The sequence below is a fragment of the Sphingobium xenophagum NBRC 107872 genome, from assembly GCF_000367345.1.
In the GTDB taxonomy this organism is placed as follows: Bacteria; Pseudomonadota; Alphaproteobacteria; order Sphingomonadales; family Sphingomonadaceae; genus Sphingobium; species Sphingobium xenophagum.
In genome coordinates this window covers 33,699-47,244 of the sequence record NZ_BARE01000007.1, presented here as the reverse complement: position 1 = coordinate 47,244, position 13,546 = coordinate 33,699, and the positions used below count along the sequence as shown (strand labels likewise).

Genomic DNA, 13,546 nt, shown 5'->3' with positions numbered 1-13,546 from the left:
GACCGAAGCGAACGCCCATTTTGACCCAAGAGACTGAAACGATCATGACCGACACTATCAGCTTGCCCAACAGCCTGCGCAGCCAGCCCGATGCCAGTGGCCATTTCGGCCAGTTTGGCGGGCGCTACGTCGCCGAAACCTTGATGCCGCTGATCCTGGACCTTGAAAAAGTCTATCGCGCGGCGAAGGCCGATCCGGCGTTTGAGGAGGAATATGATTATCTTCTCAAACAATATGTCGGACGCCCCAACCCGCTATATCACGCAGCCCGGCTGACCGAAGCGCTGCGCAAGGACGCGCCTGCCGGAAAAGGCGCGAAAATCTATCTGAAGCGCGAGGAACTCAACCACACCGGCGCGCACAAGATCAACAATTGCATCGGCCAGGCGCTGCTCGCCCGTCGCATGGGCAAGAAGAAGGTGATCGCCGAAACCGGCGCTGGCCAGCATGGTGTCGCGACGGCGACCGTCGCCGCGCTGTTCGGTATGGAATGCAAGATTTTCATGGGCGCCAAGGATGTCGAGCGCCAGAAGCCCAATGTGTTCCGCATGAAATTGCTGGGCGCTGAGGTCATTCCGGTGACGTCGGGATCAGCCACGCTGAAAGATTCTATGAACGACGCGCTACGCCATTGGGTGTCGAATGTGCATGATACATTCTACATCATCGGCACGGCCGCGGGTCCGCATCCCTACCCCGAACTGGTGCGTGATTTTCAGTCGATCATCGGCAAGGAAATCAAGACGCAGATGATGGAAGCCGAAGGGCGCCTGCCCGATATGCTGATCGCCCCGGTCGGCGGCGGTTCCAACGCCATCGGCATGTTCCATCCCTTCCTGGACGACACGGACGTTGCGATGATCGGTGTGGAAGCGGCGGGCGAAGGACTGACCGGCAAGCATGCCGCATCCCTGGCGGGCGGCGCGTCGGGCATATTGCACGGCAATCGCACCTATCTGCTTCAGGATGAGGACGGTCAGATTACCGAGGCGCACAGCATTTCGGCTGGGCTGGATTATCCGGGCATCGGGCCGGAACATAGCTGGCTGCACGAAATTGGCCGGGTCCAATATATGCCGGTTACCGACGATGAAGCACTGGCGAGTTTCCAGAGACTGTCTGCGCTGGAAGGCATCATCCCTGCCCTCGAATCCGCCCATGCCATCGCTGCGGCGGAGCAGGTTGCGCCGACCATGGATGCGGACAAGATCATCGTCGTCAACCTGTCTGGCCGGGGGGACAAGGATATTTTCACCGTCGCCGACGCGCTCGGCGTGGAGATGTGATAATGGACCGGATGGCTACCCGCTTCGCCGCCTGCAAGGCACAGGGCCGCGCTGCGCTCATCACCTTCGTGACTGCCGGTGATCCGACCGTCGCGGCCACCCCCGCTATCCTCGACGCGCTGGTCGCCGGGGGCGCGGACATTATCGAACTCGGCATGCCCTTTACCGATCCTATGGCCGATGGCCCAGCGATCGAACTGGCCAATCTGCGCAGCCTGGGGTCCGGCACGAAAACGGCGCATATCTTTGCGATTGCCGCCGATTTCCGTGCCCGCCACCCCGACACGCCGCTGGTGCTGATGGGCTATGCCAATCCGATGCTGGTGCGCGGGTCCGACTGGTTTGCCGACCAGTGCAAGGCGGCTGGCGTGGACGGCGTCATCTGCGTCGATGTGCCGCCGGAGGAAGATGCAGAACTTGGTCCTGCGCTGCGCAGCGCGGGTATTCATCTGGTTCGGCTGGCAACGCCCACCACCGACGCCAAACGGCTGCCCGCGGTGCTGGAGGGCGCCAGCGGTTTCCTCTACCATGTGTCGGTGGCAGGGATTACCGGCAAACAGCAGGCAGCGCAGGCCAATATCGATATGGCCGTCCAGAAGTTGAAGGCCGCGACCGACCTGCCCATCGCCGTAGGTTTCGGCGTTCGTACGCCGGAGCAGGCCGCCGCGATCGGTCGCATTGCCGACGGCGTCGTCGTAGGATCGGCGATCGTCGATCTGGTCGGGTCGCACGGCGATGCCGCCGCGCCCTTCGTTCAGCAATTCGTCGCCGCCCTGAGCGGTGCGCTCACCGCCAATTCACGGGAAACCGCCGCATGAGCTGGATCAACCGCGTTCGCAAGGCCATCCCCTTCATCGCCAAGAAGGAACAGACCGCCGAAACGCTGTGGCACAAATGCCCATCCTGTTCGGAGATGATCTTCATCAAGGAATGGGAAGAAAATCTGTCCGTGTGCCCGCGTTGCGGCCATCATGGCCGTATCGGCCCGTCGGAGCGGTTCGAGCATATATTGGACGCCGGCTTCATCCTGCTGCCGACCCCGCATGTGCAGGAAGATCCGCTGAAATTCCGCGACAGCAAGCGTTATCCTGACCGGATCAAGGCGGCGCGACTGGCGACGGGCGATCATGACGCGCTGATCAACGCGCGGGGCGCGATCGACGATGTGCCATTGGTCATGGGCGTGCAGAATTTCGCCTTCATGGGCGGATCCATGGGCATGGGCGTGGGCGCTGCCTTCATCCAGGGCGTGAATGATGCGATCGCCCATAAATGCCCCTATGTGATCTTCACCGCCGCTGGTGGTGCGCGCATGCAGGAAGGCATCCTCTCGCTGATGCAGATGCCGCGCGCGACCGTCGCGATCCAGAAGCTGCATGCCGCGGGCCTGCCCTATATCGTCGTGCTGACCGATCCTACCACGGGCGGCGTCACGGCGAGCTATGCGATGCTGGGCGACATCCAGATTTCCGAACCCAACGCCCTGATCGGCTTTGCCGGACAGCGGGTCATCGAAAGCACGATCCGCGAAAAGCTGCCCGAAGGGTTCCAGCGCGCCGAATATCTGCTGGACCATGGCATGATCGACATGGTGGTCCATCGCGCCGAGCTGCGCGACACGCTGGCGCGGGTCATCGACTATCTGACGCCAAGGGCTGCCGCCTGACATCAAGCCTATAGGGGGGACGGCGCGCATGGCCGATCACGCGGTATCGGATCATCCTGCGGTGCAATCGCAACTCGACCGGCTTTGGTCATTATCCCCCGGCGCCGATATATTGGGGCTGGAGCGGATAACCACGCTGCTGGAGCGACTGGGCAATCCGCACCGCGCGCTGCCGCCGGTCTTTCACGTTGCGGGCACCAATGGCAAGGGATCGACCTGCGCCTTCCTGCGCGCGGCGATGGAAGCCGACAGCAAGACCGTCCATGTCTTTACCTCGCCCCATCTGGTCCGCTTCAACGAACGTATCCGGGTGGCGGGACAATTGATCAGCGACGATGCGCTGGCGCGTTATCTGGAACGTGTGCTGGACATTGCCGAAGGGGTGAATGCCAGCTTTTTCGAGGTGACGACAGCCGCAGCCTTTCTGGCCTTTGCCGAGCATCCGGCCGATGCCTGCATTGTCGAGGTTGGCCTTGGCGGGCGGCTGGACGCCACCAACGTCATCGCCAATCCCGTGGTGTGCGGCATCGCGCAACTGGGCATCGACCATCAGGCCTTTCTGGGTGACACGCTGGCCGCCATTGCGGCGGAAAAAGCGGGGATTGCCAAGCAAGGGGCCGCACTGGTCACGCAACGCTACGCCGAATCTCTGTTTCCGGTGATGATGGACGCGGTCGCGCGTGCGCGAACCAGCTGGATCGGCCAGGGCGATGGCTGGGACGCCGCCGCCTATCGCGACCGGCTGCATTATCGCGATGAACAGGGGCGGCTCGATACGCCGCTACCCCGGCTGGCGGGCGCGCATCAGGTGCAGAATGCCGCGCTGGCCTTTGCCATGTTGCGGCACCAAAACGCTGTGCCTTTGTCGGAAGCCGCACTCAAGGCCGCGCCACTGTGGGCGCACTGGCCAGCACGACTCCAGCGGCTCGACCATGGCCCCCTGCTCGCGCCCCTGCCCGATGCGGCGACGGCCTGGCTCGACGGCGGGCATAATGCGGGCGCGGGCGAAGCGATCAGTGCCTTTTTTACCGGCGAGCGGCTGGAGGGACAGAAGCTGCAATTGGTGATCGGGATGCTCGCCAACAAGGATGTCGATGCCTTCCTTTCCCCCTTCGCAGGGCGGATCGCGCATATCCACGCATTGCCGGTGCCAGGGCATGAGCATCATGGTGCAGAACGATTCGCCGCGATCGCGGCGCGCTGGGGCATTGGCTGCACCGCGCATGACGAGCCGACCGCCGCGATCAGGGCGATTGCAGCGGCTGGCCATTCAGCGCCCAAGCTGCTGATCGGGGGGTCGCTTTATCTGGCGGGCGAGATTTTGCGGCTGAACGATCAACTGCCTGACTGATTATACTTGCGATTGACTCGCAATAGCGTAACCTGCGGGTATCAGACCACCGCAGAAGGCGCACTATCATGGCACATAGAGAGACATCCTCCCTCGACGACCTGCCCCGGCCGATGCCGTCAGGCTATGGCAATCGGCTATTCCTGTTCGTCATGCGCCGCATGGCGAGCGCTGGCGTCAACGACGCGCATGCCGCCAATGCCATGCTGGGCGCATTCGGGCGCAGCTACCGGCGTCCGCTTGTGCTGATGCGGGCAATGATGCTGGAACTGGCGCGCGCGTCGAGCCGCAAGATATTGGTCGCGCCCTGCTGTTGCGCACGAATGACAGTGGACGAGGCGCTGATGATGCAGGCGACAGGCGACGCCCTGCGCGATCCCAACGCGGCCTATGCGCATGTGAGCCGACTATTGGGCAATGATCATGCGCTGGGCGCGCTGACCTGCTTGCAGGCGGTCGCACAGGCGCACGCCGACCTGGGTCGGCCGCTGGAGCTTTATGGCGAGGGGTGATCGCCCGGATCGGTCGCGGCGCTGCCGACGCTGGCATCGATCAGACCGGCGCGCATCATCAGCCAGAACAGGATGATGCCCGGCACTGCCGCCGCCGTGGTGAGCAGGTAGAAATCGACATAGCCAAATTGTTCGATCAGACCGCCTGCTGTCGTCCCGGTGAGGAAGCGGCCCACGATGCTGGCGGCGGCGGATATCAGCGCATATTGGGCGGCGGTAAAGCGCAGGTCGCACAAAGCCGAAAAATAGGCGACTACGGTGACGCCGCCGATGCCGCTGGCGAAATTCTCGAACCCGATTGCGCCTGCCATGCCCCAATTGCTCTTGCCCAGTGCGGCCAGCGCCGCAAAACTGAAATTGGAAACGCCCATCAGAATGAGGCTGAGCAACACCGATCTTTTCATACCTAGCCGGGCGTAGAGAACGCCGCCTACGAATATGCCGATCAGATAAGCCCAGAAGCCGATGCCGATGTCGTAAATCGCAATTTCGTCATTGGTATAGCCCATGTCGTCAAACAGCAGGCGGAAGGTCAGGTTCGCCAGCGTGTCGCCAATCTTGTGCAGCAGGATGAACAGCAGCACGAGCAGCGCGCCCTTGCGCTGGAAAAACTCCATCAATGGCCCTGCGATCGACGGCCAGATTTCACTCAGTCCGCGCCGTTCCAGCGGATCGCGATGGCGTTCCGGCTCGCCCAGTAGCAGGCCGGTGAGCATGGCAGGCAAGGCGAAGATGGCGCAGGCCAGGTACGCCCCTTCCCAGCCGATCCGCGCCGCCAGTACAAGCGCCAGCGCACCGGCCGCGACCGACCCGATGCGCCAGCCATATTGCGACATGCCCGACCCGACGCCCAATTGTTCAGGCTTCAACAATTCGATGCGATAGGCGTCGATCACAATGTCGAAAGTCGCCCCGGCGACGCCCACCAATATGGCGGCATAGGCTGTCTGGATCAGGCTGGTGGTCGGATCGACCAAAGCCAGATTGGCAACGGCCGCCATCACCAGCAGACCTGCCAGGAGGAGCCATGAGACTCGCTGCCCCAGCCGACCGATGACCGGCAGACGGACGCCATCGACAACCCAGGCCCAAAGCCATTTGAGGTTATAGACCAGAAATGCGAGGGTGAAGGCGGTCACCGCCTTCTTGTCGATACCGTCCTGGGCGAGGCGCGTAGTCAGCGTCGCGCCAATCATCGCAAAGGGAAAGCCGGACGATACGCCCAGAAAAAAGGCCGCCAACGGCGCTTTCTGGGCATAGGGCTTTACCGCAGTAAGCCAGCTGTTCGTGCCGGTAATGGCATCCGTCATGATGGTGCGCGTCCCCCGCAAGCCTTTGTTGCGCGCCACCATATGGCCTGAAGCGGTGCTGGCAAGCCTGCTATCGGATCAATCGGACGTATCGAACAAGGTGAGGCCGATCGGCGAGCGTGGACGGCGTGCGCCGCGCAGCACGGCATCGACCACGCCGATCGCCGCCACCAGATCGCGCGGGGCATAGGGTTTGGCAAGGCATCCAAGCGCGAGCGCGCGGGCGTCCAGCGGGCAGGCGCCGGTGACGAAGAGAACCGGCAGCCCCTTCGTCGCGGCGTGGCGGGCGACGTCGATCCCGCTGCGGTCGCCCTTCAGGCTAACGTCGGCGATCACGAGATCGAGCCCGCCGCCGTCGATGACGCTGATCGCGTGGTCGTAATCATCCACCGTCGCCGCGATGCGATAGCCCGCCTGTTCGAGCGCATGTTCATTGTCGAAAGCGACAAGGGGTTCATCCTCCACCACCAGCACGGTGCGGATCGCCTTGCGCCGTCCGGTGCGTGCGCCTTCGCCCTTCACAAACCCGAAAAACATTTGCCGATCCGCCCTGTTTGCGCCATGCCCACCGATCAAACGCCGCGTACCGCGCCGGGTTGCCGGACGAGTGCAATAACGCCCTCGCCCAAGCGCCGGGGCGGCACCGTTCAGCCCGTTGCTGGCTTTCCCGCCATATGGGAAGGGCCAGTGCCCACGAAAAGGAACCCGCCCTTGGAACCGCCGAAAAAATCTGGACCGCCCCGCAGGGCAGGCCCTGGCGGCCCCAAACGCCCGTCCGGCGCTGGCGCGCCGGGCCGGAAGGCCGATGGAAAGCCGCGCTCTGGCAAGCCGGGGGACGGCACCACCGGACCCGCCGCAAGCGCCAAGCCTTGGGGTCGCAAGCCCGGTTTCAAGAAGCCGGGCGCGGGCGCCAAGACGCCCGCCAATCCGCATCCCGCCCGTGCCGCCGCGACCAGCGACGGCAAGGGCGAGCCACAGCGCATCGCCAAGCTGCTGGCGCGCGCGGGGGTCGCTTCGCGGCGCGAGGTCGAGCGGATGATCGAGGAAGGGCGCGTGACGCTGAATGGCGTGGCGGTCGAGACGCCGGCGACCCTGCTGGCGTCGCTCCATGGCGTGGCGGTCGATGGCGTGGCGATTGCCGCGCCGCCCCCTGCCCGGCTGTTCCTGTTCCACAAGCCGACCGGCTTCCTGACGACCGAGCGCGACCCCGCCGGACGACCGACCATCTATGACAAGCTGCCCGCCGATCTGCCGCGGGTGATGCCCATCGGCCGGCTGGACATGACCACGGAGGGGCTGTTGCTGCTGACCACAGATGGCGGCTTCAAGCGCCAGATGGAACTGCCCTCCACCGGGGTACCACGCACCTACCGGGCGCGCGCCTTTGGCGAGGTGAGCCAGCAGCAACTGGAGGATCTGTTCGACGGGATCGAGATTGAGGGCGTTCGCTACGGCCCGATCGAGGCCAATCTGGAGCGGCGCACCGGACGCAACCAGTGGATCGAAATGACTTTGACGGAGGGCAAGAACCGTGAAGTCCGCCGGGTGCTGGAACATCTGGGGTTGCAGGTCAACCGACTGATCCGCACCAGCTATGGCCCCTTCCTGCTGGGCGACCTGCCGCCCGGCGCGGTCCAGGAAATACGCCAGCATGACCTGGTCCAGTTCAAGGCCAGCCTGAAGGACAGCAAATGAGGATCATATCCGGCCAATGGCGCGGTCGTCCGTTGACCGCGCCGAAGGGCGACGCGACCCGACCCACCGCCGACCGGACCCGCGAGACGTTGTTTTCGATGCTCGTCAGCCGGATCGGATCGTTCGAGGGGCTGGCGGTCGGCGACTTTTTTGCCGGGTCCGGAGCGCTGGGGTTCGAGGCGCTGTCGCGCGGCGCGGCGACATGCCTGTTCGTCGAGCAGGACAAGCTGGCGATCGATTCGATCCGTGCCAATGGCGAAAGGCTGGGCATAAGGCCCGACATCAGGGCGTCTAGCGTCCTGTCTCTGGGGTCCGCGCCCAAGCCATTGGACCTCATCTTCATGGACCCACCCTATGGCACGGGGGCGGGACAGGTTGCGCTCGACAAGCTGGGGCGGCTTGGCTGGACCGGGCCTGCGACCTGGATCAGCATCGAGACGGACCGGCGCGAGGACGTCGAGGTGAAGGGCTTTGCCATCGACGCCGTGCGTGACGCGGGCAAGGCGCGGATCACCATATTGCGGGCAGTGGATCAGGCGGCTTCGTAAGCCGCCGCCTCCTTGCCGATCAATATGTTTGCAAGAAAGCCGTAGGCTTCCGCCCAGGCGTCCAGTACTGCGTTCGTCGCGATCTCTTCGCCCAATGTCTCACGGATGGCAGGCAGCAGGGCGGCGGCGACCTTGGGATAATGTTCCGGCCGGACTCCGGTTTCGACATGGCGCGCGACCATGCGGGCGACCGCGCCGTCGAGCGCACCCAGCTTGTCGATATTCTCCGCATAGCCAAGGATCGCGGCAGCCAGACGCCTGGGCTGTTCGCCGCTTGCCTGTGCAGCCTGATCGAACATCGCCTTCACCTCTTCGTCCTGAAAGAGCCTGGCGTACATGGCCGTCGTGATGGCGACGCCATGCTGGCGCAGGGCGGGACCAGTGGATTTGACGATTGCAATGGTGGAAGCCGACAGTGAGCTGGACATATAGACGCCTTTCGACAGACTCGATAAGCGGTATTTAATTTGCATCTTTTAAGATGTAAACAGGATATATGTTTTAACCTGCCTGTCGTAGGATTAACGAACGAACCCATGCAACTGACCCGCCACACCGATTATGCGCTGCGCGTGCTGATTCATCTGGCAGCATCGCCAGACGGACGGGCGACGATTGCGCAGATTGCAGACGCCTACGGACTGTCGCGCAATCATCTGATGAAGGTGGTGCATGGTCTGGCGCAGGGTGGCTTTATCGCGACCCAGCGCGGGCGCGGCGGTGGCTTTTCGCTCGCACACGCGCCGGAGGAAATCAGCATCGGCGCGGTGGTCCGGCATAGCGAGCCGGACATGAGAATGGCCGACTGTGCGACCTGCCCGATCAGCCCGTCCTGCGGGCTGACCGGCATATTGGCGCAAGCCGCCGCTGCGTTTCTAGCCGTGCTGGACCGGCACAGCCTGAGCGATGCGACCCGCGACCGGGCCGGACTGGCAGCGATCATCGCTGCCCTGCCCGGCCCGGATGCATTGGTCAGCGGCGACGCGCCTTGCGCGCCTCGCTTGGATTGATGCAGCTGTCCTGCACGGTTTTCGAACAGACGGGATAGTCCTTCGCCTCCGCCGGGGGCGGGGTCATGTTGCCGCCTACGGTCACAGGGTTGGCAGCCGATCCGACGGGCGCAGCCGGATCATTGGGAACGCCAGCAGGCGCCGGGTCCATGCCGGGGTCTGCCGGGACGGCACCAGTCGGCATCCCTGCATTGGGATCAGCAGGGGTTGCCGGAGCAGTTCCGGGTGCGGCAGGGGCCGTCATGGCGGGGTCTGCTGGCATGGCGGGGGCGGCAGGATCGGCAGGCGGCGCCATGTCGCCAGCGGGCGGCTGGCTCATCGGAGCCGGGGTTTCCTGCGCGGTGGCAACGCCTGTAACGGCGGCAAAACTGAGCATCGCGGCGCTGGCCAGCATGATCGACTTCATCGGAAAATATCCTTTCCTTCTTTTCTCATGGCCCCATTACGCGGGGAAGAGTGAGCGAAGAACCGGAGTCGTGACGCGCCCGTTCCGGCTGTGGCGGTGAGCCGTGCCGGATGCGCCATGAGATGAAGCAGGAGTGGTCGTCTGGCCAATGCGCGCAAGAGAAGGGCGTCTGCCCTTCCCTCCTTATCGAACCGCCTTATTCGCCGGGAAAGCGATCAAATTTTGGCAGCTCGTTAGCCGTTGCCATCCACGGCGGCGCTTCGGCCATCTGGATATGCGCCTGGGGCGGAAAGGCCGACTGGTCGTCTAGCGTCGCGGTCTGAATATCGATACCGCCGGGGAAGATGGCGGGATTGGTATAGAACAGCCCGGTACCGCACGTTCCGCAAAAATGACGGGTGGCGTTCTGGGAGGATTGATAGGCGACCGGCGTGCCTTCAATGTTTACCGCATCCTGCTGAAACAAGGCCCAACCGACCATCGGCGCGCCGGAACTGGCGCGGCAATCAGCACAATGACAGATGGCGCTATGCGCGGGCTCCCCGCTGACTTCGTAGCGGATCGCGCCGCACTGACATTTCCCCGTCGCCATGATTCGTCCTCCCTTGCACAATTCCCCTTTTGTTCTCATAGAAGGCGCGTCACTGCAAGGCTGACGCCTTGCCCCCGCCCCTGCCCAGCCCTAGTTGTTGTCCATGAACTTTCCCGCCCCCTCCTCCACCGACCCCGACTATATCAAGGGCCTGAACCCGCCGCAGCGCGAAGCGGTGCTGACGACCGAAGGGCCGGTGCTGGTGCTGGCGGGTGCCGGAACGGGCAAGACGGCTGCGTTGACGGCGCGTCTGGCCCATCTGGTCGCGACCCGGCGCGCCTGGCCGTCCGAAATCCTGTCCGTCACCTTCACCAACAAGGCGGCGCGGGAAATGCGCGAGCGGGTGGGGCGGATGATCGGCCCGGCGGTCGAGGGGATGCCATGGCTGGGCACATTTCACGCGATCGCGGCCAAGATGCTGCGGCGTCATGCCGAACTGGTCGGGTTGCAATCCAATTTCACGATCCTGGACACGGACGACCAGTTGCGGCTGATGAAGCAGTTGATCCAGGCCGAAGGGATTGACGAGAAGCGCTGGCCTGTCCGGCAATTGGGCGGCTTGATCGACCAGTGGAAGAATAAGGGCTGGACCCCGGACGACATCAGCGCGGGCGAGAGCGAGGGCTATGCCAATGGCAAGGGGCAAAAGCTGTACGCTGCCTATCAGGCCCGGTTGCGCGCGGTTAATGCCTGTGATTTCGGGGACTTGCTGCTGCATGTTCTGACGATATTGAAAAGCCACCGCGACGTGCTGGAAAGCTATCAGCAGCGGTTCAAATATATCATGGTGGACGAATATCAGGACACCAACTCCAGCCAATATCTGTGGCTGCGGCTGCTGGCGCAGACGCGCAAGAATCTGTGCTGCGTGGGCGATGACGACCAGTCCATCTATTCCTGGCGCGGGGCGGAAGTCGCCAATATCCTGCGGTTCGAGAAGGATTTTCCCGGCGCGAAGATCATAAGGCTGGAACAAAATTATCGCTCCACCCCGCATATATTGGGCGCGGCATCAGGCGTGATCGCCGAAAATGGCAATCGGCTGGGCAAGACATTGTGGACCGACATCGACGTGGGCGAGAAGGTACGCGTCGTCGGCATATGGGACGGGCCGGAAGAGGCGCGGCGGGTCGGCGAGGAGATCGAGGCGATCCAGCGCGATGGCGGGTCGCTGGACGAAGTCGCGATACTGGTTCGGGCGCAGCACCAGACGCGCGAGTTTGAGGATCGCTTCATCCAGATCGGGATGCCGTACCGTATCGTCGGCGGTTTCCGCTTCTATGAACGGGCCGAAATCCGCGATGCGCTGGCCTATTTGCGGCTGGTAAACCAGCCCGCCGACGATCTGGCGTTCGAACGGATCGTCAATGTGCCCAAGCGGGGTCTTGGCGACAAGGCGGTGGAGAAATTGCACAGGCTGGCTAGGGCGGAGGGGATACCGCTGCTCCACGCGGCGGCGCGCATCCTCGACACCGACGAACTGACGCCGCAGGCGCGCCGGTCGCTGGGGGCTTTCGTGGGCGATGTGGCGCGCTGGCGCGACCGGGCGGCCACCCTGCCCCATGCCGAACTGGCGCGGCAGATATTGGACGAGAGCGGCTATACCGCGATGTTGCAGGCCGAGCGATCGACCGAGAGTGCCGGGCGGCTGGAGAATCTGGGCGAACTGGCGCGGGCGATGGAGGAATATGAGACGCTGGGCGCGTTTCTGGAGCATGTCAGCCTCGTCATGGACAATGAAGCGCAGCAGGAAGAGCGCAAGGTCACGATCATGACGATCCATGCCGCCAAGGGGCTGGAGTTTGATTCGACCTTCCTGGTGGGTTGGGAGGAAGGGATTTTCCCGTCGCAGCGGGCGCTGGACGAAGGCGGCCTCAACAGCCTGGAGGAGGAACGACGGCTGGCCTATGTCGCGATCACGCGGGCGCGCAAGCGCTGCACGATTCTGCACGCCGCGAATCGACGCATCTATGGCCAATGGACCAGCAGCATTCCGTCGCGCTTCGTCGGCGAATTGCCGCCGGAGCATGTCGATGCGGAAAGCAGCATGAGCGGTGGCGCGTCCCTGTGGCGCGCCAACTGGTCGGAACGAGACGATCCGTTCGCCCATGTCGGGCGCGGCGAAGGGCGCGGGCCGGGGTGGCAGCGGGCGCAGTCATCCGGCCAGTTCAGCCGCGAGCCGGTGCGGATCGTGGAGGCGCGCGCATCGGCCGTGTCGATCGGCAACAAGGGGCGCAGTGACATGGCGTTGGGCCTGCGCGTGTTTCACCAGAAATTCGGCTATGGCACGGTGGCGGAGATTGAAGGCAACAAGCTGGAAATCGAGTTCGAAACGGCCGGGCGCAAGCGCGTGATGGACAGTTTCGTGTCCATCCCCTGACCCGGCGTGACGGGCCATCGACGCAGTACATGCCGTCGATGGCCCATGGTCGGTCCCGGCCTATTCGGGATAATAGCCGACACCCACGACATGATTGTCGACCAGTTCGATCAGCGACATCTTGCGTTCAACCCGATTGTCAGCGCGGTTGAGCCAGACATAATTGATCTTTCCATGGCCGCTGGTGCGGGCAATCTCTATCATGTCGCGCACGATCGGTTTGCCTTCCGCATCGGTCAGATCGCTGACATCGCGACCAACCAGGCCGGGATGCGCGCCATAGGCTTCGTAGACCCCGTTCAGGTCAAACACGAACACATAGAGTTCCCCGGTGTTGAACGCCCCGTCCTTTTGATTGAACGCAGCAAAGGCAGGCCCGGCGCCGGCCGTCTTGATGGTCGCCACGGCTTTTTCGAGCATGGCCTGCGCCTGTGCTGCATCGGCATGCGGGGCGGCCAGGGCGGGGGCGGCGGAAAGCGCGAGGGCGCAGACAATAGCCGTGAGGGTGCGCGAAAATGGGAACATGAGCCAAATCTCCTCTGATCATCGACGACAAACGCTGAAGCCGGATGCAGGCGGACTTTCGGTCCCGATCCGATTGCCGATGACAGAGCGTAATTAACCCGATCCGCGCCCGCGCATTTAGACGCAGATCAAATCGACCTTTGGTATGAGGCCATATGCATGGAGAGGCCTGTCGCGGCCTCGCCGCTCAAGGTCGGAAATCTACCTTGGCCCCGCTGGACGCAAACGAGTCAGGCGAAGTCCCGGCACTATCGACTGAACAACA

At 63.5% G+C, this 13,546-nt stretch carries 15 protein-coding genes; 9 read left to right on the top strand and 6 right to left on the bottom strand.

Translation table 11 applies throughout. The features are described 5' to 3' along the window. Window positions 1-44: 44 nt before the first annotated feature. The 5 genes from trpB to SX1_RS03975 all read left to right on the top strand — a co-directional run bounded on the left by trpB (window position 45) and on the right by SX1_RS03975 (window position 4,815). On the top strand, window positions 45-1,286 hold the full coding sequence (gene trpB, locus SX1_RS03995; RefSeq protein ID WP_017182674.1) for a tryptophan synthase subunit beta: 1,242 nt from the start codon (window positions 45-47) through the stop codon (window positions 1,284-1,286). A 2-nt stretch (window positions 1,287-1,288) separates the two neighbouring features. Beyond that, window positions 1,289-2,104: a tryptophan synthase subunit alpha gene (gene trpA, locus SX1_RS03990; protein WP_019052022.1), complete on the top strand. Its 816-nt coding sequence runs from the start codon at window positions 1,289-1,291 to the stop codon at window positions 2,102-2,104. Then, window positions 2,101-2,952: an acetyl-CoA carboxylase, carboxyltransferase subunit beta gene (gene accD / locus SX1_RS03985; RefSeq protein ID WP_019052021.1), complete on the top strand. Its 852-nt coding sequence runs from the start codon at window positions 2,101-2,103 to the stop codon at window positions 2,950-2,952. The genes trpA and accD overlap by 4 nt, the downstream gene beginning before the upstream one ends. Window positions 2,953-2,980: 28 nt before the next feature. After that, the gene (locus SX1_RS03980; protein ID WP_019052020.1) at window positions 2,981-4,303 is read left to right on the top strand and encodes a bifunctional folylpolyglutamate synthase/dihydrofolate synthase; all 1,323 of its coding nucleotides are present in this window, start codon (window positions 2,981-2,983) and stop codon (window positions 4,301-4,303) included. Window positions 4,304-4,371: 68 nt separating this feature from the next. Continuing rightward, window positions 4,372-4,815: a DUF6628 family protein gene (locus SX1_RS03975; protein WP_026149488.1), complete on the top strand. Its 444-nt coding sequence runs from the start codon at window positions 4,372-4,374 to the stop codon at window positions 4,813-4,815. Here the strand turns inward: SX1_RS03975 and SX1_RS03970 are convergent. Further along, a complete protein-coding gene (locus tag SX1_RS03970; protein WP_026149487.1) occupies window positions 4,800-6,125 on the bottom strand; it encodes an AmpG family muropeptide MFS transporter in 1,326 nt (441 codons plus the stop codon). The two genes, SX1_RS03975 and SX1_RS03970, sit on opposite strands and share 16 nt — an antisense overlap. Before the next feature lie 78 nt (window positions 6,126-6,203). Continuing rightward, window positions 6,204-6,662, bottom strand: coding sequence for a response regulator (locus tag SX1_RS03965; protein ID WP_017182680.1), 459 nt, complete (start codon window positions 6,660-6,662; stop codon window positions 6,204-6,206). Between the two features lie 174 nt (window positions 6,663-6,836). Between SX1_RS03965 and SX1_RS03960 the strand changes: the two genes are divergently transcribed. Together SX1_RS03960 and rsmD are read left to right on the top strand one after the other, a co-directional pair. Continuing rightward, a complete protein-coding gene (locus SX1_RS03960) occupies window positions 6,837-7,820 on the top strand; it encodes a pseudouridine synthase (protein ID WP_019052017.1) in 984 nt (327 codons plus the stop codon). Then, window positions 7,817-8,368 (top strand): 16S rRNA (guanine(966)-N(2))-methyltransferase RsmD, encoded by a 552-nt coding sequence (rsmD, locus tag SX1_RS03955; protein ID WP_019052016.1) that lies wholly within the window; start codon window positions 7,817-7,819, stop codon window positions 8,366-8,368. The genes SX1_RS03960 and rsmD overlap by 4 nt, the downstream gene beginning before the upstream one ends. On the opposite strand, the gene SX1_RS03950 is transcribed toward rsmD, so the two are convergent. Beyond that, window positions 8,353-8,796 (bottom strand): globin domain-containing protein, encoded by a 444-nt coding sequence (locus SX1_RS03950; RefSeq protein ID WP_019052015.1) that lies wholly within the window; start codon window positions 8,794-8,796, stop codon window positions 8,353-8,355. The two genes, rsmD and SX1_RS03950, sit on opposite strands and share 16 nt — an antisense overlap. A gap of 108 nt (window positions 8,797-8,904) precedes the next feature. Here SX1_RS03950 and SX1_RS03945 point away from each other — a divergent pair, with 108 nt between their 5' ends. Continuing rightward, the gene (locus SX1_RS03945; RefSeq protein WP_019052014.1) at window positions 8,905-9,378 is read left to right on the top strand and encodes an RrF2 family transcriptional regulator; all 474 of its coding nucleotides are present in this window, start codon (window positions 8,905-8,907) and stop codon (window positions 9,376-9,378) included. Here the strand turns inward: SX1_RS03945 and SX1_RS03940 are convergent. Both SX1_RS03940 and SX1_RS03935 read right to left on the bottom strand, forming a co-directional pair. Continuing rightward, entirely contained in the window at window positions 9,341-9,784 is a 444-nt protein-coding gene (locus SX1_RS03940) for a hypothetical protein (RefSeq protein ID WP_019052013.1), read from the bottom strand. The two genes, SX1_RS03945 and SX1_RS03940, sit on opposite strands and share 38 nt — an antisense overlap. Window positions 9,785-9,980: 196 nt before the next feature. After that, on the bottom strand, window positions 9,981-10,376 hold the full coding sequence (locus tag SX1_RS03935) for a GFA family protein (RefSeq protein WP_026149486.1): 396 nt from the start codon (window positions 10,374-10,376) through the stop codon (window positions 9,981-9,983). A gap of 103 nt (window positions 10,377-10,479) precedes the next feature. Between SX1_RS03935 and SX1_RS03930 the strand changes: the two genes are divergently transcribed. Next, entirely contained in the window at window positions 10,480-12,756 is a 2,277-nt protein-coding gene (locus SX1_RS03930) for an ATP-dependent helicase (protein ID WP_019052011.1), read from the top strand. Window positions 12,757-12,816: 60 nt separating this feature from the next. On the opposite strand, the gene SX1_RS03925 is transcribed toward SX1_RS03930, so the two are convergent. Beyond that, a complete protein-coding gene (locus SX1_RS03925) occupies window positions 12,817-13,281 on the bottom strand; it encodes a cache domain-containing protein (RefSeq protein ID WP_019052010.1) in 465 nt (154 codons plus the stop codon). Window positions 13,282-13,546 lie beyond the last annotated feature (265 nt).